The organism is Alterinioella nitratireducens (assembly GCF_013155465.1).
Classification (GTDB): Bacteria; Pseudomonadota; Alphaproteobacteria; order Rhodobacterales; family Rhodobacteraceae; genus Alterinioella; species Alterinioella nitratireducens.
On record NZ_JABJVX010000010.1, the window covers coordinates 72,162 to 91,174 of the forward strand.

At 65.5% G+C, this 19,013-nt stretch carries 19 protein-coding genes; 12 read left to right on the forward strand and 7 right to left on the reverse strand.

Features of this window, described 5'->3' with window-relative positions; all coding sequences use genetic code 11:
• Positions 1-92: 92 nt before the first annotated feature.
• From clpX to HNS34_RS15590, 3 genes are all read right to left on the reverse strand, one after another.
• Positions 93-1,358: an ATP-dependent Clp protease ATP-binding subunit ClpX gene (clpX, locus tag HNS34_RS15580; protein WP_172321022.1), complete on the reverse strand. Its 1,266-nt coding sequence runs from the start codon at positions 1,356-1,358 to the stop codon at positions 93-95.
• A gap of 185 nt (positions 1,359-1,543) precedes the next feature.
• Complete coding sequence (locus HNS34_RS15585; RefSeq protein WP_172321023.1) at positions 1,544-2,167, reverse strand: ATP-dependent Clp protease proteolytic subunit; 624 nt, start codon at positions 2,165-2,167, stop codon at positions 1,544-1,546.
• A 113-nt stretch (positions 2,168-2,280) separates the two neighbouring features.
• On the reverse strand, positions 2,281-4,605 hold the full coding sequence (locus tag HNS34_RS15590) for a toll/interleukin-1 receptor domain-containing protein (protein ID WP_172321024.1): 2,325 nt from the start codon (positions 4,603-4,605) through the stop codon (positions 2,281-2,283).
• Between the two features lie 296 nt (positions 4,606-4,901).
• On the opposite strand from HNS34_RS15590, the gene HNS34_RS15595 reads away from it, so the two are divergent.
• On the forward strand, positions 4,902-5,378 hold the full coding sequence (locus HNS34_RS15595; RefSeq protein WP_172321025.1) for a hypothetical protein: 477 nt from the start codon (positions 4,902-4,904) through the stop codon (positions 5,376-5,378).
• A 227-nt stretch (positions 5,379-5,605) separates the two neighbouring features.
• A complete protein-coding gene (locus HNS34_RS15600; protein WP_172321026.1) occupies positions 5,606-6,265 on the forward strand; it encodes an NUDIX hydrolase in 660 nt (219 codons plus the stop codon).
• 4 nt (positions 6,266-6,269) lie between these two features.
• On the opposite strand, the gene HNS34_RS15605 is transcribed toward HNS34_RS15600, so the two are convergent.
• From HNS34_RS15605 to HNS34_RS15615, 3 genes are all read right to left on the reverse strand, one after another.
• Positions 6,270-6,686 (reverse strand): protein tyrosine phosphatase family protein, encoded by a 417-nt coding sequence (locus tag HNS34_RS15605; protein WP_172321027.1) that lies wholly within the window; start codon positions 6,684-6,686, stop codon positions 6,270-6,272.
• Between the two features lie 75 nt (positions 6,687-6,761).
• Positions 6,762-7,784 carry a CaiB/BaiF CoA transferase family protein gene (locus HNS34_RS15610; RefSeq protein ID WP_172321028.1) on the reverse strand — a complete coding sequence of 341 codons (1,023 nt, stop codon included), beginning with the start codon at positions 7,782-7,784 and terminating at the stop codon, positions 6,762-6,764.
• On the reverse strand, positions 7,777-8,709 hold the full coding sequence (locus HNS34_RS15615; protein WP_172321029.1) for a helix-turn-helix domain-containing protein: 933 nt from the start codon (positions 8,707-8,709) through the stop codon (positions 7,777-7,779). Before HNS34_RS15615 ends, HNS34_RS15610 begins: the two co-directional genes overlap by 8 nt.
• Before the next feature lie 285 nt (positions 8,710-8,994).
• On the opposite strand from HNS34_RS15615, the gene HNS34_RS15620 reads away from it, so the two are divergent.
• A complete protein-coding gene (locus HNS34_RS15620) occupies positions 8,995-9,231 on the forward strand; it encodes an Lrp/AsnC ligand binding domain-containing protein (protein ID WP_172321030.1) in 237 nt (78 codons plus the stop codon).
• A 26-nt stretch (positions 9,232-9,257) separates the two neighbouring features.
• Positions 9,258-10,406: an ABC transporter substrate-binding protein gene (locus HNS34_RS15625; protein WP_172321031.1), complete on the forward strand. Its 1,149-nt coding sequence runs from the start codon at positions 9,258-9,260 to the stop codon at positions 10,404-10,406.
• Positions 10,407-10,442: 36 nt separating this feature from the next.
• On the opposite strand, the gene HNS34_RS15630 is transcribed toward HNS34_RS15625, so the two are convergent.
• The gene (locus HNS34_RS15630) at positions 10,443-10,937 is read right to left on the reverse strand and encodes a DUF2478 domain-containing protein (protein WP_172321032.1); all 495 of its coding nucleotides are present in this window, start codon (positions 10,935-10,937) and stop codon (positions 10,443-10,445) included.
• A 116-nt stretch (positions 10,938-11,053) separates the two neighbouring features.
• Here HNS34_RS15630 and HNS34_RS15635 point away from each other — a divergent pair, with 116 nt between their 5' ends.
• The 8 genes from HNS34_RS15635 (at position 11,054) to HNS34_RS15670 (ending at position 19,006) form a co-directional block, all read left to right on the forward strand.
• Positions 11,054-12,484: a circularly permuted type 2 ATP-grasp protein gene (locus HNS34_RS15635; RefSeq protein ID WP_172321033.1), complete on the forward strand. Its 1,431-nt coding sequence runs from the start codon at positions 11,054-11,056 to the stop codon at positions 12,482-12,484.
• Between the two features lie 6 nt (positions 12,485-12,490).
• A complete protein-coding gene (locus HNS34_RS15640) occupies positions 12,491-13,435 on the forward strand; it encodes an alpha-E domain-containing protein (RefSeq protein ID WP_172321056.1) in 945 nt (314 codons plus the stop codon).
• An 8-nt stretch (positions 13,436-13,443) separates the two neighbouring features.
• Positions 13,444-14,250: a transglutaminase family protein gene (locus tag HNS34_RS15645; RefSeq protein ID WP_172321034.1), complete on the forward strand. Its 807-nt coding sequence runs from the start codon at positions 13,444-13,446 to the stop codon at positions 14,248-14,250.
• A gap of 43 nt (positions 14,251-14,293) precedes the next feature.
• Entirely contained in the window at positions 14,294-15,028 is a 735-nt protein-coding gene (locus tag HNS34_RS15650; RefSeq protein WP_172321035.1) for a proteasome-type protease, read from the forward strand.
• A 150-nt stretch (positions 15,029-15,178) separates the two neighbouring features.
• Positions 15,179-16,045 (forward strand): FAD binding domain-containing protein, encoded by an 867-nt coding sequence (locus HNS34_RS15655; RefSeq protein ID WP_172321036.1) that lies wholly within the window; start codon positions 15,179-15,181, stop codon positions 16,043-16,045.
• The gene (locus tag HNS34_RS15660) at positions 16,042-16,521 is read left to right on the forward strand and encodes a (2Fe-2S)-binding protein (protein ID WP_172321037.1); all 480 of its coding nucleotides are present in this window, start codon (positions 16,042-16,044) and stop codon (positions 16,519-16,521) included. The genes HNS34_RS15655 and HNS34_RS15660 overlap by 4 nt, the downstream gene beginning before the upstream one ends.
• Positions 16,521-18,761, forward strand: a complete 2,241-nt coding sequence (locus HNS34_RS15665; protein WP_172321038.1) for a xanthine dehydrogenase family protein molybdopterin-binding subunit — start codon at positions 16,521-16,523, stop codon at positions 18,759-18,761. Before HNS34_RS15660 ends, HNS34_RS15665 begins: the two co-directional genes overlap by 1 nt.
• Positions 18,761-19,006: a MoaD/ThiS family protein gene (locus HNS34_RS15670; protein ID WP_172321039.1), complete on the forward strand. Its 246-nt coding sequence runs from the start codon at positions 18,761-18,763 to the stop codon at positions 19,004-19,006. Before HNS34_RS15665 ends, HNS34_RS15670 begins: the two co-directional genes overlap by 1 nt.
• The last annotated feature ends 7 nt before the right edge of the window (positions 19,007-19,013 follow it).

Here is a 19,013-nt window from a genome sequence, read left to right on the forward strand (position 1 = left end):
GAGCGGCATTCGCCCCCTGCGCAGCCCATGAAAAACCCTTCCGGGCAAGGGGCTCGGAAGGGGCGGTTCAATTCGCGATCGCAGTGAGGGCATCACCCCGCCGTGGCGGATTCGTCCTTCTTGCGCTCGGCATAGATCATCAGGGGCTGCGCGTCCGAGGTCACGGCCTCTTCGTTCACCACAACCTCTTCGACGCCATCGGTGCCGGGCAGGTCGAACATGGTGTCGAGCAGGATATCCTCCATGATCGAGCGCAGGCCACGCGCGCCGGTCTTGCGGGCGATGGCGCGCTTGGAGATCGCTTTCAGCGCGTCGTCGGTGAATTTCAGCCGCGCATCCTCAAGCTCGAACAGGCGCTGATACTGCTTGACCAGCGCGTTCTTGGGCTGCGTCAGGATGGTGACCAGCGCATCCTCGTCCAGATCCTCCAGCGTGGCGATCACGGGCAGGCGGCCGACGAATTCCGGGATCAGGCCGAATTTCAGCAAATCCTCGGGTTCGAGATCCTTGAAGTATTCGCCCACCGACTTGTTGCTGTCATCGCGCACATCGGCGCCGAAGCCCATGGCGCTGCCCTTGCCGCGCTGCGCGATGATCTTGTCGAGACCGGCGAAGGCGCCGCCGCAGATGAACAGGATATTCGTGGTATCGACCTGCAGGAATTCCTGCTGCGGATGCTTGCGCCCGCCCTGCGGCGGCACCGAGGCGACGGTGCCTTCCATGATCTTCAGAAGCGCCTGCTGCACCCCTTCCCCGCTCACGTCGCGGGTGATCGAGGGGTTGTCGGATTTCCGCGTGATCTTGTCGACCTCGTCGATATAGACGATGCCGCGCTGCGCCCGGTCGACATTGTATTCGCTGGCCTGCAGGAGCTTGAGGATGATGTTCTCGACATCCTCGCCCACGTAACCGGCCTCGGTCAGGGTCGTGGCATCGGCCATGGTAAACGGCACGTCGAGGATGCGCGCGAGCGTCTGCGCCAGCAGCGTCTTGCCGCAGCCGGTGGGGCCGATCAGCAGGATGTTGGATTTCGCCAGCTCGATCTCGGATTTCCCGGCATGGTTCAGGCGCTTGTAATGGTTGTGAACCGCGACCGAGAGCACCCGCTTGGCGTGCATCTGGCCGATCACGTAATCGTCCAGAACTTCGCAGATCTCCTTGGGCGCGGGCACGCCATCCGAGGATTTGAGGCCGGCCGACTTGGTCTCCTCGCGGATGATGTCCATGCACAGCTCGACACATTCGTCGCAGATGAACACCGTCGGTCCGGCGATCAGCTTGCGCACCTCGTGCTGGCTCTTGCCGCAGAAGCTGCAATAGAGCGTGTTTTTCGAGTCGCCGCCGGAAGAATTCGCCATGTCCAAAATACCTTTAGCCGGGTTTCGCTCTGTCATGTCGGGGGCGCTTGGCCGCGCCCGTCCCGTTCCTGTCGGGCAAGCCTAAAGCAGGCAAAACCGCACCACAACGTGAAAATGTATCGTTTTGCGCGCCATGGGGTTAACGCCTGCGTGATCCGCGAGGGGTCACGCAGGGCGCCCCGATATCAGCTTTCGACCGCGCTGCGATTCTCGACGATCTCGTCGATCAGGCCCCACTCCTTGGCCTGTTCGGGATCCATGAAGTTGTCGCGTTCCAGCGCATCGACCACGGCCTCAAGCTTCTGGCCGGTGTGTTTCACATAGATCTGGTTCAGCCGGTCCTTGAGTTTCTGGGTCTCCTTGGCGTGGATCATGATATCCGTGGCCTGGCCCTGGTACCCGCCCGAGGGCTGGTGGACCATGATGCGGCTGTTGGGCAGCGAATAGCGCATCCCCGGCTCGCCCGCCGTCAGCAGCAGCGAGCCCATCGAGGCCGCCTGCCCCACCACCAGCGTGGAAATCTTGGGCTTGATGTACTGCATCGTGTCATAGATCGACAGGCCGGAGGTCACGACGCCGCCGGGGCTGTTGATATACATGCTGATTTCCTTGGACGGGTTTTCGGCCTCCAGGTGCAGAAGCTGCGCCACGATCAGGGAACTCATCCCGTCATGCACGGGGCCGGACAGGAAGATTATCCGTTCCTTCAGCAGGCGCGAGAAAATGTCGTAGGCGCGTTCGCCCCGGCTGGTCTGTTCGACCACCATCGGGACCAGCGTGTTCATGTAAAACTCATGGGGATCTTGCATCGGGCCTGCCTCGGGTTTGGGTTGCTTGGCCTCGAATCCTATGTGCGCCCGCGGGGGGCTGCAAGGGGATGCGGTCGTGTTTTCCATGTCCTGAGACATGGGGGGCGGGCCGGTCAGCCGCCGCCAAGCCCCAGGATCGCGCCCCATTGCGGCAAAAGCCGCACGTTGTCGCAAGGATCGGGCGGCGGGTCGGCTGCCGCGACGGCATCCACGGCCTCGACGCTGCGCACGCCGTCCTGGAAGGGCAGCAGGCGGCAGGCGGTCTGGAAGAGGTCGCCCTGCAACGGCTCGATCGCCCAGACCTGGCGCACCTCATTGCTGTCCCAGGACACGATGTGATCGCCCTCGGGCGTGAAATCGGCCCCGACGAAGGGCACCAGCGCGTCGCGTGAATGCGAAAACTGGTAAAGCTGCAGCCCGGTCTGCGTGTCCCAGACCCGCACCTGCCCGTCATCGGCGCCGGTGACCAAGAGCCTCTCATCCGACGACAGCGCCATCGAGGTGACGAACCCCTCATGCAGCAGGCGGTTGTTGTAGAAGGGCGGCGCGCCGTCGCCCTCGTGGCGCAGCGCCAGCACGTTTTCCTGGTTCGGCAGGACCGAGATTCGGATCCCCGTCCCCTCCAGTTCCTTGCGCGAGGCATTGGCCCCGGCCTCGGTCGCGGAAATCACCGCCTCGACCATCTGGTTCGGGATCGTCGGCACCAGCAGGCCGGTGGAGACATCGAAAAGCCGCATCACCCCCGCCGCATCATGGGTCAGAACCAGATCGCCACGCGGCGAAAACCGCACCGTCTGCACCGGATCGCGGTGGCCCAGGAGGTTGAGGAGGATCTTGCCCGTCGGCACGTCATGCACCCGCGCGCGGTTGTCATCGGCCCCCACCACCATGCGCAGCCCGTCGGGCGAGAGGCCGAGGCCGAGGATGTTGACGCCGCCGAGATAGAGCTCGCTCGGGGTCAGAAGCTCATCGAATGTGGTCAGATCCCAGGCCCCGACCTGGTTGCCCGATGCCGCCGCGACCGTGCTGCCATCGGCCGAGACCGACAGCGTCGTCACCGGCCCCGGCATCGGCAGCACATGCTCCAGCCCCGCGGACCGCCCGTCCAGCGCCGGGACCAGGTCGATCACGCGCAACGTCGGGCCCGCCGCGACCACCACGCGGGCGCTGTCGGGCACGAAGGAGAGCGCGGTGATATCGTCACCGAGGTCCAGCGGTTCGCGCAGCGCACGGCCCGAGATCAGCGAATGGAACCGCAGCTGGTTCGCCGCCGTCGCCACCACCAGCGTATCGCGATCGGGGCTGAGCGTGGCCGCCAGCACCCGCGCGGCCCCGCGATAGGGCATCCCCAACACGGAGCGGGTTTCGGGGTTCCAGACCGTGGCGCGGGTGTCGTGCAGCGCCAGGAACAGGCCCTGGTCCAGCAGCACACGCGGGGCCACGTCCCTGTCGGGCATGGCCGGACCATCGGCCATCGCCGCGCCCGTCGCGGGATCATAGAGCATTGCATGGCCGTCCAGGCCGCCCGTGATCACCTGCCCCGATCCGGGCAGGAAGTCGATGAATTGCGCATGGGTGTCGGGCAGCGTGATCATGGCGCGCAGGCGCTGGCCCTGCACGGCGCGGCCAAGCTCTCCCAATACTTGCAGCCAGGCATCGTCGGCGCGACAGAGCGACATCGCCGCGGCCGGCAGCATCAGGCGGATCGCGGCGACAGGCTCCAGCGTTTCCGCCTCGCTGGCCCAATCCCGCATGCTCTCGCATTGCCGGTTCGACAGCCAGAAAAAGCCGATGATCATCGCCGCCATGCTGAGCGCGCCGATGGTGAAGCTGCTGACCCATCTTGTGATCTTGCGGTGGCGCTGGCCTGCCCGCAGATAGGCGCGCTGTTCCTCGGTGGGTTCGGGCGCATCGCGCGGGCGCCGCTCGATCCAGCGCTGCATGTCCTTGAGTTCGCGCCCGCGCGGCTCCAGCCCCGCGCCGCTGGCCCATCGGCTTGCCAGTTCGCCGTATCGCGTATGGTCGCGCACCCAGGCGATATCGCGATCCAGCGCCCGGTCAAGTCGGTTCAGCGCATTTTCCCGGTCGCCGCCGCGCCCGTAGAATCGGACATAGTTGATCTCGCGGATCTCGTCGGGAAGGATCGGGCCGACATCCTCGAAGGCGGCAGGCAGGAGGCGCTTGTTGAGCTCCAGCGCCAGGTGCATCTCCATCCGGCAGGCGGGGCTCTCGATCCAGTTGGGGCCGAGCACCGGCACCACCACGTCCGAGCCCTGGATCATCTCGCGGATGCGGGCGCTGATATGTTCGGCCTCGAAGATCCCCTCGCGGTCGATCAGGACGGGATGGCCCCGCTCACGCAGCGCGTCGCACAGGAAATCTGCGCGCTCCCGGTCCTTGTGGGAGTAGGAGATGAAGATTCGGGATCTCTCGGCCATCTCAGAACATCAAGCCCTGCGGATGCTGAAAAATCCAGCCCTTCACTGGTGTGGAAACCAGTTGTTTACCAATGGGTTGCGGCAGCATGGCATCACGGAGGCGTTGGAAATGTGAAAAAAGAAACAAACGATTTCAAACATCTATCAGGAAATTTCTCGGTTTTCCACCCTTGGCTCTTGTTAGTGTATTTACAACACTTAAATAGGATGGCATAACGACACTCACCGGACGCAAGAGACCAGCGCCCTCCCCCCAACGCCGCCTCTTGCGGCCAGATGAAGAAAGGACAGATCCGATGACACTCCGCGCTCTGGCCTTGACCCTCGCCGCCCCCCTCGCGCTTGCCGTTTCCCTCACGGCAGGCGCGGCCCGGGCCGATTGCCCCACCTGGCAGTATGATGCCCGCGCCAATATTTCGGGCTCGGAGCAGCAATTTCGCGCCCCGCAGCGCTATGACGTGGTCGCCGGTGGCCGCGCCAATCTGAACGGCTGCCCGGTTCCGGGCACCGGCTTCGTCGCCGCCATCCCCGATTTCGAGCTGAATTACCAGTCCGTGCAGGGGGCCGACCTCAACCTTCGGGTCGAGAGCGCTTGCGACACCACGCTTCTGGTCAACACGGCCAATGCGACATGGTTTTTCGATGACGACACCGGCGGCGCATTGCAGCCGTCCCTCCGCCTGCCCCAGGCCGGTTCCGGCACGTATGACATCTGGGTCGGCACCTATTCGCCCGCGCTTTGCCAGGCCCAATTGATTGTAGAGGCGCGATGACCGCGCCGCCCCGTGCTTAGGGAATTTCCCTACCCCAGACGACGATCCGTTTCTCCCTGTCCCCCCCTCCCGGATCGTCCGGCCGGCCCTTTTCTGTCCCGAAGGGCCGGCCAACCCTATTGACGGACAGGGCATTTTCATGTGTTGATTCTACACATACGAATTGCCCGGGGACAGGGCCTTGGACGAAAGGGGCCGGAGGGCAAGAGCCGGCGATTTGAGCATATATGAGCTATACCTATGAGTTTCCGCATCCGGCGGTCACCGCCGACATCTGCATTTTTTCCATTCGCGACGGACGGCTGAACGTCCTCCTGATCCAGCGCCTCATCGAGCCGTTCAAAGACAGTTGGGCGATCCCCGGCGGCTTCATCAAGATGGATGAAGACCTGATCGAGGGTGCCGCGCGCGAACTGGAGGAGGAAACCGGCGTCAAGGACATGCCGCTGGAACAGCTCGGCGCCTATGGCAAGCCCGACCGCGACCCGCGCGAACGCGTGGTCACGGTCGCCTTCATGGCGCTGGTGCCGTCCGATACGATGATCCTGGCGGCCTCGACCGACGCGTCGGATGCGCAATGGTTCGACATGGACGAATTGCCGCCCCTGGCCTTCGACCACGACAAGATCCTGGCCGATGCGCGGGCGCGTCTGGCCGACAAGGTCACCAACCGGGTGACGGAAACCGCGCTGGCCGCGTTCCAGTTCCTGCCGAAGAAGTTTACCCTGGCGCAGGCGCAGGCCGTGTTCGAGACCCTGAAGGGCGAGCCGCTGGACAAGCGCAATTTCCGCAAATGGATCGCGGCGAACTGGGATCTGGAAGACCTGAAGGAAAAGACCAGCGGCGGGCGGCATCGCCCCGCCGCGCTCTATTCGCTCAAGACCTGACGGGTCAATCGCCTTTCAGGCGCGGGGCCAGGGCCGACAGGTCATAGCCCGCATCGCTCGTGGCTTTCAGGATGTCGTCGGGCGATTGCGTGCCCGCCTGCGACAGCGCCCAGAGGATCGCGCAGCGCGTGCCGCTGCGGCAATAGGCCAGCACCGGCGCCGGCAGCGCCTCCAGGAGCGCGCCGAATTCGGTGGCATCGCGGTCTTCCACCTGGCCCGAAATGACCGGCTGGAACCGCACCTCAAGCCCGTGCGCGCGGGCGGCCTCGGCGATGCGGTCGAATTCGGGCTGCTCCGCGCCTTCGCTGTCGGGCCGGTTGCACAGAATCGAGCGGAACCCGGCCTTGGCGATGGCGGGCACGTCTTCGGGCGAGATCTGCGACGAAACGGCCAGATCGTCGGTGATCGGTTTGATATCCATGGCGGCTGGTCCTCCCTGACGCTTCTGCTCAGGGCGTATCAGCCGCCCCGCGCCCTGCCAAGCACCCAAGCACAATCAAGCCGGACCGGGCCGGGAAAAGCGCGGCGCGGGGGCGGGTTCTGTGACGCCGTCCCGCGTCACGAAGGCGCCCCGCGCAACGGCATGGGGGTGGGTATGCGCCTCCCAGAACGGCAGGACGGGGGCAAAGCAGGCATCCGAGCCTTCCAGCAGGTCGCACCATTCGGCTTGCGTGCGAGTGGCGAAAAGCGCCGTCAGTTCCGCCTTGAGCACCGGCCATGCCGCGCGGTCCATGTGCCGCTGCAGCCAGATCTCGGGCAATCCGGCCTTGTCGATCAGCACCTTCATGAAGGGGGCCTCGATCGCGCCGACCGAGACGAACTTGCCGTCGCTGCACGCGTAGCAGCCGTAGAAATGCGCCGCCCCGTCGAGAAAATTGGACGCGCGCGCGTCCTGCCACCAGCCGGAGGCGCGCAGGGAATGGAACATCGACATCATCAGCGATGCCCCGTCGACCATCGCCGCATCGACCACCCGGCCCCGCCCCTCATGGATCGCGGCCAGCAGCCCCACGACCAGAAACAGCGCCCCGCCGCCATAATCGCCGACCAGGTTCAGCGGCACCGGCGGGGGCCGGTCCGCGGCCCCCATCGGATGCAGCGCGCCCGCCAGCGCGATGTAATTCAGGTCATGCCCCGCCGCATGGGCCAGCGGCCCCTCCTGCCCCCATCCGGTCATGCGGCCATAGGCCAGACGGGGGTTGACCGCGTGACAGTCCGCGGGCCCCAGCCCGAGCCGTTCCATCACGCCGGGGCGGTTGCCCTCGATCAGCGCGTCGGCGCCGGCAATCTCCTCCAGCGCGGCCTTGCGTCCGGCCTGCGTTTTCACGTCCAGTTCCACGACGCGCTTGCCCCGGCGGCAGATATCGTGGCTGAGGCTGATCGACACGCCTCCGGGCCGGTCGATGGCCAGCACATCGGCCCCCATATCGGCCAGCATCATCCCTGCGAACGGGCCGGGGCCAAGCCCCACCATCTCGACCACTTTCACACCTGCAAGCGGCCCGCGCCCATCACCCATTCACGTTCCCCCCGTCGATCACGCTGCGCCGGTCGGCCGAGGGCGCGATGCCGAACTGCTTGAGATAGGTCTTGGAAAAATGGCCCGAGTCCATGCCGAAATCGCGCGCGATCTCCTGCATCGGGCGGCGACCGTCGCGCACCTCGACCCGCGCCGCCTCCATCCGCATCGCGCGGTAGACGGGCTGCGGCGTGTCGCCAAGCTCACGCTCGAAAAGCCGCGACAACTGCCGTTCCGAGACCTGCACCCGCGCCGCGATAACCGAGATCGGCAGGGGTTGGAACAGGTTCTCGCGCATCACTGACAGCCCGGCCAGCACCGTCTTGTGGCTGGTGTCATAGCGCTCCTCGACCGGCTCCAGCAGCGACCGGGCGACCTCGGCGCGCCTGGCGATGTCCTCCGCCGCCGCGATCCGCGCCTCGGCCAGCGCGTGGCGCATTAGCGCCGCGGCCCCCGTCGCGCGCGCCGTCGCCAGCCCCGGCGACCAGACAAAGGGGACATGGGAGATATCGACCCGGCGCGTCAGGCCGCGCAGGGCTTCAGCCAGGTCCGGATGGGCGGTGATCTGCGCGCCCGGTTCAAGCCCGAGCCGCGCCAGCAGCAGCACACCCGCGCCGATGGACCAAAGCACAACGCCCCGCCGCCGCGCCCGGCGCAGGACGACCAGTGCCGCCTCGACGGTCTCGGCTTCCTGATCCCGACCCGCGAGGATGATCAGGATCGCGGTCTCCGCCGCCATCTCCTCGGCCCGCTGATCAGGGCGCAGGGCGATGCCGCAACTGGCGGACACGGGCGCCCCGTCAAGCCCCATGGTTGTGAAGGGGATATGCCGCGCCTCCTCGGCCAACACGCCCGCCGCGGCACCCAGCGCGGCAAGGTTGAAGCCGGGGAGCAGGAAGAAAGTGACATGGGCGGGCGTGGACATGAGGCAAACCCTAGAGCACTTTGCGTTTGAATTGAATCGAAAGACGCCGCCTTGCCCTGCGGTCGAACGCGCCTTCCGATACTATCTGGATCGGACAAGACGGAAAATGCCGTAGCGACAGAGCGCAAGACCGCCAGGCTTGCGGATCGTCCCATCAGAGGCCCATGAGACGGGCGGCTTCTATCAGGATCTCGCCCTGACCTGAGCCAATGGGCCAGGGGCAGTTGCCGCTTGATCCCCGGCCCGATCCGGTTTCTGTTGTGGCCCGACAAGGGAGGCGTCCACATGCAAACCGTTTTCGTGCAGATCCGCTGCAAACCCGGCACCACCTATGACGTGGCCTTCAAGATCGTGCTCAAGGAAATCCATGCCGAGCTGTTCTCGACCAGCGGCGAATATGACCTGCTGGTCAAGCTGATCATCCCGAAAGAGGAGGATATCGGCCGCTACATCAACGAGAGGCTCGGCGATGTGGAGGGGATCGAACGCACCCTGACGACGCTGACCTTCAAGGCCTTCTAGAGACAACCATAAAAGGGGAGATGACAATGAAGCTGAAAACACTGGGACTGGCCGCGCTGATGGCCTCCGCCGCGCCGATGGCATTTGCTGACGCCCATTCGCAAGGCGTCACCGTCGGTATGATCACCACGCTTTCGGGCGGCGGCGCGGGGCTTGGCATCGACGTGCGCGACGGCTTCATGCTGGCCATGGCGCAGGCGGGCCGCGACGATATCGAGGTCATCATCGAGGATGACGAACGCGCGCCGGACCGCGCCGTGCAACTGGCCGACCGGCTGATCCAGTCCGACGATGTGGACATCCTGACCGGCATCATCTGGTCCAACCTCGCCATGGCCGTGGTGCCCTCGGCGACTGCGCAGGGGCTCTTCTACCTCTCGCCCAATGCGGGGCCGTCGCAACTGGCGGGCGCGGGTTGTCATGAGAACTATTTCAACGTCGCCTGGCAGAATGACAACCTGCACGAGGCGGCGGGCGCTTACGCAAACACAGCAGGCTACACCAATTCCTTCATCCTCGCGCCGAACTACCCGGCGGGCCGCGACGCGCTGGCGGGCTATCAGCGCTTCTTTGAAGGCGATGTCGCCGAGGAGGTCTACACCCAGCTCGGCCAGAGCGATTATGCCGCCGAGATCAGCCAGATCCGCAATTCGGGCGCCGACAGCGTGTTCTTCTTCCTGCCCGGCGGCATGGGCATCTCCTTCATGCGCCAATACGCCGAATCCGGTGTCGATATTCCGCTCATTGGCCCCGCCTTCAGCTTTGACCAGGGCATCTTGCAGGCCGTGGGCGAGGCGGCCCTTGGCGTGCGCAACACCTCGCAATGGAACCGCGACCTGGACAACCCGGCCAACGTGGCCTTTGTCGAGAGCTTCCAGGCCGAATATGGCCGCCTGCCCTCGCTCTATGCCAGCCAGGGGTTCGACACCGCCAACCTGATGCTGAGCGCGCTGGACGTGGCACACCCGGACGATGCCGACGCTTTCCGCGCGGCGCTGGAGGCGGCGGATTTCGACAGCGTGCGTGGCGATTTCACCTTCGGGCCGAACCATCACCCGATCCAGGACATCTATGTCCGCGAGGTGGTGATGGAGGGCGATGTGCTGACCAACTCGATCATCGGCGTGGCGCTGGAAGATCGCGGCGATGCCTATGCGGATCAGTGCCAGATGTGAGGCGTCTTGCAGGCGGGCCGCGCTTTGTGGCCCGCCTCATCCCTGATACCAGGCCACCAGCGCGCCGCGTTCGGGCGCGACCGAGGTGGCCATGCCCTCCGTGAACGCCTCGAACACCGGCTTGTTCAACCCGTTCAGCCCCACGATCACCGGAATCCCGCGCGTCAGCGCCATGCCGATCAGCGGGCGAAAGCCGCGCCCGTCGGCCTCCTGCTTGCCGAATTTGTTGATCACCAGAAGGTCGGCGCCAGCCTCCAGGCTCGCCTCGACCAGCCCCGCCGCGCGCTCCAACTCGGCGGCGTCAAGACGGCAGCCGCGCGCGCCGGGGCCAAGATCCTGGCTGATGCGCAGCACGGGGCCACCCGGCAGCACCTCGACATCCATGTCGCAGGGCTTGCCGGGGCCGCAATCGCTGTTGGTCTGGACGATCCCCGCGACCCGCACCCCCTGCCCCATCAACGCATGGGCAAAGCCGTGCAACACCAGGTCCAGGTCGCCACGCCCCGGCGAAATGACATATCCGATCTTCATGAACCGCCCTTCCGTTACGCGTCGGCGCTGATGTTTTAGGCGCGGCGGGGGGTGTTGTCACGCGGCTTGCGGGGCGCGCTGTTGCTATCGTGCGGGAATTCCTCAATGCTCAGGCGATGACTGACGCAAAACCCTGTTTTGACGAGATGTTGGTGGGCGGCGACCGCGCCCGGCAACCCTATGAGGCTTATTTTCGCTGGTTCCAGCAGGAAAACATCAAGGATCTGCGCCGCAAGTCCACCCAGGCCGAGGAATTCTTTCGCCGCATCGGCATCACCTTCAATGTCTACGGCCAGGACGAGGCGGATGAGCGTCTGATCCCTTTCGACATCGTCCCGCGCATCATCGGCGGCCGGGAATGGGCCGCGCTGGAACGCGGGATCGAGCAGCGGGTGCGCGCGCTCAACGCCTTTCTCCATGACATCTACCACCGGCAGGAAATCCTGCGCGCGGGCCGCGTCCCGCGGGAGATCATCGCCCGCAACGCCGCCTACCTGCCCGAGATGATCGGCGTGAACCCGCCCGGCGGGGTCTATACCCATATCGTCGGCACCGACCTGGTGCGCACCGGCGAGAACGAGTTCTACGTGCTGGAGGATAACGCGCGCACCCCCTCGGGCGTCAGCTACATGCTGGAAAACCGGGAAACCATGTTGCAGATGTTCCCCGAGCTTTTCGCCAAGCTCAAGGTGCGCCCGGTCGGCAATTACCCGCAGATGCTGCGCCGCTCGCTTGCCGCCTGCGCCCCGCCCGATCCGGGCAATCCCAAGCCGTGCATCGCCGTCCTGACCCCCGGCATCCACAACTCGGCCTATTTCGAACATTCCTTCCTGGCCGATCAGATGGGGGTGGAGTTGGTCGAAAGCACCGATCTGCGGATCGAGGATGGCCGCGTCGCCATGCGCACCACCGAAGGGTTCAAGCCCGTCGACGTGATCTACCGGCGCATCGACGATGACTATCTCGATCCCCTGACCTTCAACCCCGAAAGCCTGTTGGGCGTCCCCGGCATCATGGATGTCTACCGCGCGGGGCGCATCACCATCGCCAACGCACCCGGCACCGGCATCTCTGACGACAAGGCGCTCTATTCCTACATGCCCGAAATCGTCGAGTTCTATACCGGCGAACGCGCGATCCTGAAGAACGTGCCGACCTGGCGCTGCTCGGAGCCCGACGCGCTGGCTCATGTGCTGGAAAACCTCAAGGATCTCGTGGTCAAGGAGGTGCATGGCTCGGGCGGATACGGGATGCTGGTGGGGCCTGCCGCCAGCCGCAAGGAACTGGCCAGTTTCGCCGCCAAGCTGCGCGCGCGCCCCGGCAATTACATCGCGCAGCCGACGCTGGCGCTGTCCACCGTGCCGGTGCTGACGAAGGCGGGGCTGGCACCGCGCCATGTCGATCTGCGCCCTTACGTCCTGGTCTCGCCCGACCGGGTGGAAATGGCGCCGGGCGGCCTGACGCGGGTGGCGCTCAGGAAAGGCTCGCTGGTGGTCAATTCCAGCCAGGGCGGCGGCACCAAGGACACCTGGGTGTTGGGGGATTAAGCCATGATGCTGGGAAAAACCGCTGGCGGGCTGTTCTGGATGTTCCGCTATCTCGAACGCGCCGAAAACACCGCCCGCCTGCTGGAGGCGGGATGGCGCATCGCGCTGACCGCCGCCGATGACGAGGGCGAGAACGAGTGGGAATCGGTCATCACAACCGCGGGCATCAAGCCGGGCTATGAGGCCAGGCATGACAGCTATGACGCGGAGAACGTGATCGACTACCTCTTGCGCGACCAGGGCAACCCGTCCTCGGTCATGTCCTGCATCGCGGCGGCGCGCAGCAACGGGCGGCTGGTGCGCACGGCGCTGTCCTCCGAGGTCTGGGAGGCCACCAACGAGACCTGGATGGTGCTGAAGAAGGCGCTGGCGCGACCTGTCTCGGAGCGCCAGTTGCACGAGACGCTGATGCTGGTGCGCAACCGCTCCTCGATGGTGCGCGGCGCGCTGCACGGCACCATGCTGCGCAACGACATCTTCTCGTTCTCGCATATCGGCACCTATGTCGAACGCGCCGACAACACCGCGCGCATCCTGGATGTGAAATACTATGTCCTCCTGCCTTCGATGGCGCATGTCGGCGGCTCCATCGACAATGTGCAATGGGATGTGATCCTGCGCTCGGTCTCGGCGGCGCGCTCCTATCGCTGGCTCAATGGCGGTGAGATGTCGCCGCTCTCGATCGCCGATTTCCTGATCCTCGATCTGCGGATGCCGCGCTCGCTGGCGTTTTGCCAGTTGAAGATCGGCGAAAGCCTTGCGCGGCTGGAACAGAATTACGGCCAGCGCCACCCCTGTCACGATCTGGCGCGAAGAAACGCCGAACGGCTGGAGGAGGTCACCATCGAGATGATCTTCGACGAGGGCGTGCACGAGTTCCTGAGGGCCTGCATCACTGACAACGCGACCCTGGCCGGCCAGATCCAGGTCGATTACCGGTTCAACGAATGAGCGTGCCCATGCACCTGAAGATCACCCACAAGACGACCTACAGCTATGACGAACCCGTCGCCTATGCGTTGCAGCAATTGCGCCTGACACCGCGCAGCGGCGCGGGGCAGAAGGTGCTGGACTGGTCGATGCAGATCACCGGCGCGACCCGGCAGCTTGGCTTCGACGATCAATACGGCAATGTCACCGAGCTTCTGAAGGCCGATCCCGGCACCGCGCGGATCGAGATCGTCAGCGAAGGCACGGTCGAGGTCGCGGACAATAACGGCGTCGTCGGCAAGCATCGCGGGCTCGCCCCGCTCTGGCTGTTCGAGGCGTCGACCCCGATGACCGCGCCCGGGCCGCTGGTGCAGGCCCTTGCCGATGCGGTCGCGGCTGAGACGGACGGGGCGGATGCGCTCGACCGGCTGCATGCGCTGTCGGCCCGGATCGGCGGGCAGGTCACCTATGAGACGGGCCGCACCGACAGCGACACCACCGCCGAGGGCGCGTTGCAGGCAGGCCACGGCGTCTGTCAGGACCACGCCCATATCATGATCTCGGCGGCCCGCCAGATGGGCCACCCGGCGCGCTATGTCTCGGGCTACCTGATGATGAACGACCGCATCGACCAGGATGCCAGCCATGCCTGGTGCGAGGTCTGGACCGAGGCGCTTGGATGGGTCGGCTTCGACGTGTCGAACGGCATTTCGCCAGATGCCCGCTATGTCCGGGTCGCCATCGGGCGCGATTACCGCGATGCGATGCCGATCATGGGTATTCGTCGCGGCCCCGGCCAGGAGGCGCTGCAAGTCCACTTGCAAGTGCAGCAATAGCAGGCGTAGAAGGCGCGACCCTCTTTCACAAAGGAACGCGCGCATGACCTATTGCGTGGGGCTGAAACTCAATCGCGGGCTGGTCTTCATGTCCGACACCCGCACCAATTCGGGCGTCGACAATATCTCGACCTTCCGCAAGATGTTCCATTTCGACGTGGCGGGCGACCGCTCGATCACGGTGATGACGGCGGGCAACCTGGCCACCACGCAGGCGGTGATCAGCCTGCTGGAAGAGCGGTCCAAGGAACCCGGCGCGCGCAATCCCGGCATCTATCAGTGTGAATCGATGTTCCAGGTCGCGACCCTGGTGGGCGAGACCCTGAAAGAGGTCATCGCCACCCATTCCGAGGAAGGCCAGAAGGCCGACGCCGCTTTCGGCGCCACGATCATCCTGGGCGGCCAGGTCGGCGCGGGCGAGCCGCGGCTTTTCCTGGTTTACCCCGAGGGCAATTTCATCGAGGCCAGCGAGGACACCGCCTATTTCCAGATCGGCGAGACCAAGTATGGCCGCCCGATCCTGGTGCGCGCCTTCAACCCCGACATGTCCTTCGAGGACGCGGTTAAGCTCTTGCTGGTCTCGTTCGATTCCACGATCAAGGCCAACCTCTCGGTCAGCCTGCCGCTGGATCTGCATGTCTACGAGGCCGGATCCCTGACCAGGGGCCGCGTCCTGCGCATCGCGGAAGGCGACCCCTATTTCGAGGAAATCTCCTCGGGGTGGGGCGTGGCCCTGCGCAATGCCTTCGCGGGACTGCCGGATTTCCGCTTTCCCTGATCGCCCCGATTGCCCGATCCCGGCAGGGCCGGAGGGCGGCGTCGAGGGCGAAAAAATCCGCCCCGGAAGCATCGACATTGCCGCATGGCGCGTTAGGGTGTGGGCAAATACGGGGGGCACGTCCCCCAAGCCAACCCTCAAGGTAGCCCCATGCAATATCACACCCCACCCAGTTTCGAGGAGGCGAGCAGGATCGCCGCATCAGCCTCCGGCACCACGCGGTTCCTGGCAGGCGGCACCGATGTTCTGGTGCAGTTGCGTTCCGACCTGGTGACGCCCGACGACCTCATCGACGTCAAGCACATCCCCGGCGTGAAGGAGATCGCGCGCCAGGAGGATGGCGGCTGGCGCATCGGCGTCGCGGTCGCGGGTGCCGAGATGACGGAACATCCCGACCTGGGCCGCGACTGGCCCGGTATCGTCGAGGGCATGGACCTGATCGGCTCGACCCAGATCCAGGGCCGCGCGACGCTGGTGGGCAACCTCTGCAACGGCTCGCCCGCCGCCGATGGAGTGCCAGCCCTCGTCGCCGCCGGGGCAAGCGTGACCGTGACCGGCCCGAACGGGGCCCGCGACGTGGCCGTGGCAGACATCCCGACCGGGCCGGGCAAGACCTGCCTTGAAAAAGGCGAGGTGATCTCGGCCCTCAACATCCCGGCGCGGGGCGAGAATGGCGGCGACGCCTATCTGCGCTTCATCCCGCGCACGGAAATGGACATTGCCGTTGTCGGCTGCGCCGTGAACCTGCGCGTGGACGGCGACACCATCACCGAGGCCCGCGTGGTCCTGGGCGCCGTCGCCCCCACCATCCGCGCGGTGCAGGCCTGCGCCGACGCACTCATCGGCACCACGCTGGACGACGCGGCACTGGAGGCGCTGGACAAGGCCGCCCGCGCCGCCTGCGAGCCCATCGACGACAAGCGCGGCACGGTCGAGTTCCGCACCGATGTGGCCGGTGTCCTGGCCCGCCGCGCCGCCAAGATCGCCTATGCCCGCGCCAAGGGAGAACAGTCATGAGCAAGATCCACGTCACCACCAAGGTCAACGGCGACGAGGTCGAATACCTCTGCGAGCCGCGCGAGACGCTGTTGGATTGCCTGCGCGACCATCTCGACCTGACCGGGGCAAAGGAAGGCTGCGGCACCGGCGATTGCGGGGCCTGCTCGGTCACGATGGACGGTCGCCTGGTCTGCTCCTGCCTGGTCCTCGGGGCCGAGGCGCAAGGAAAGGAGATCGCCACCATCGAGGGCATGGCCGAGGATGGCGCATTGCACCCGCTCCAGCGCAAGTTCATCGAACATGCCGCGCTGCAATGCGGGATCTGCACGCCGGGTATCTTGGTCGCGGCGAAATCGCTGCTGGAGAAGAACCCCGACCCGACGGAAACGGAAATGCGCTACTGGCTGGCCGGCAACCTTTGCCGCTGCACCGGCTATGACAAGATCATCCGCGCCGTGATGGATGCGGCGGCGGAAATGCGGGAGGCGTCGTAATGGCACTGGACGGACCCAAGCAGGACTTCAAATATATCGGCACCCGGCCAGAACGGCCCGATGGCTGGGACAAGGTCACCGGCAAGGCCCGCTTCGGCGCGGATTTCTCGATGCCCGGCATGCTGCACGGCGCGATCCTGCGCAGCCCGCATGCACATGCGAAAATCATCAAGATCGACGCCACCAAGGCGCTGGCGCTGAAGGGCGTCAAGGCCGTGGTGACGCGGGCCGACTTCCCCGAGGGGCTGGAAGGCGAGGACTGGAATATCCAGGAAAACGTGATGGCGGGGGAAAAGGCGCTCTATGACGGGCATGCTGTTGCCGCCGTCGCCGCCACGTCGCAACTGATTGCCCGCGACGCGCTGAAGCTGATCGAGGTGGAATACGAGGTTCTGCCCCATGTCACCGATGTGGACAAGGCGATGGCCGAGGATGCCCCGGTAATCCGCGAGGGCGCCGCCGATTACTCGGTGCCCGAGGGGATGCACCCCAATGTGGTGCGCTACATGGAATCGGGGCGCGGCGACCTGGAAAAGGGCTTTGCCGAGGCCGACCTGGTGATCGAGGAAAGCTTCACCACCGAAGCCGCGCATCAGGGCTATATCGAGCCGCATGCCTGCGTCGCCAACCTGGGCGCGGATGGCAAGGGCGACCTGTGGTGCTGCACGCAGGGCCATTGGTTCGTGCGCCAGATGTGCACCGCTGTCCTCGGGCTGGAGGCCACGCAACTGCGCGTCACTCCGTCGGAAATCGGCGGCGGCTTCGGCGGCAAGACCACCGTGTTCATCGACCCCGTGGCGCTGGCGCTCAGCCGCAAGGCGGGCCGTCCGGTCAAGCTGGTGATGAGCCGCTCGGAGGTCTTGCGCGCCACCGGCCCGACCGCGTCCGCGTCGATGGATATCAAGATGGGCATGACCAAGGAGGGCAAGATCACGGCGGCCTCCGGCACCTTCCGGATGCAGGGCGGGGCCTTCCCCGGCGCGCCGGTCGATGTGACCACGATGCTGGCCTTTGCCAATTACGACATCGAACATGTGCATCATGTCGGCTATGACGTGATGACCAACCGCCCGAAACAGGCCGCCTACCGCGCGCCCGGTGCGCCGATGGGGGCCTTTGCCACCGAAAGCGTGCTGGATGAGCTTTGCCGTGGCTTGGGTCTCGACCCCATCGAGACGCGGCTGAAAAACGCGGTCAAGGAAGGCACGCCCGCCACTTTCGGTCCCAAGTTTCCGCCCGTCGGCCTGATCGAGACGCTGGAGGAAGCCCGCGCGCATCCGAATTATTCGGTCAAGCTCGGCCCCAACCAGGGGCGCGGCGTCGCCTCGGGCTACTGGATGAACTGGGGCGGGGAAACCTCGGCCTCGGTCGCGATCGGCGATGACGGCTCGGTGCAGGTCTCGATCGGCACGGTCGATATCGGCGGCTCCCGCGCATCCATGGCGCTGATGGCGGCGGAAGCCTTTGGTATTCCTTACGAAAACGTGCGCGTCTCCATCGCCGATACCGGCTCGCTCGGCATCAACGAGCCAACCCATGGCAGCCGCGCCACCTTCGCCAGCGGCCTCGCCATCATCGAGGCCTCGCGTGAGGCAACCCGAAAACTCTGCCAGCGCGCCGCCGACAAATGGGGCATCGACGCCGACGCCGTGACCTGGGAGGACGGCTGCGCCAAACCCTCCGGCCCCAATGCGGGTGAGTTCGATCCGCTGACCATTGCCGAGATCGCGGCCGAGATGGGCAGCACGGGCGGGCCGATCTCGGGCCATCACGAGAGCACGCCGGACGGGTTCGGCGGCAGTTTCGGCACTCATGTCGTCGATGTCGAGGTCGATCCCGAAACCGGGCGCACCACGATCCTGCGCTACCTGGTGGTGCAGGATGCGGGCAAGGCGATCCATCCGGCTTATGTCGAGGGCCAGTTCCAGGGCGGCGCGGTGCAGGGCATCGGCTGGACGCTGAACGAGGAATATATCTACGGCGAGGATGGGCGGCTGCAAAACCCCATCTTCCTGGATTACCGCGTGCCCGTGGCCTCGGATCTGCCGATGATCGACACCGTCATCGTCGAGGTGCCGAACCCCGGCCACCCCTACGGCGTGCGCGGTGTGGGCGAGACCGGGATCACCCCGCCCCTGCCCGCCATCGCCAACGCGGTGCGTGACGCCATCGGGGTGCGGATGAAGAAACTGCCGCTGACGCCGCCCCGCGTCCTGGCCGCAATCAAGGCGCGGGACTGATGGTTCAGGTGCATCTCTGGTCGGGGCTGCGGCCCCTGGTCGATGGTCGCGAGGTCGTTGAAGTGGAGGGCGAGACGGTCGGGCAATTGCTGGACAATCTGGTGAAGGATTATCCCGGCCTCAAGCCTGCCATCGACAAGGGTGTTTCGATTTCGGTCGATGGGCAGATCATCCCGAAAAGCCGTGGCGTCAAGGTGAAGGACAGCTCGGAAGTCTTTCTTTTACAAAGGTTATATGCGGGGTAAGCGCTCG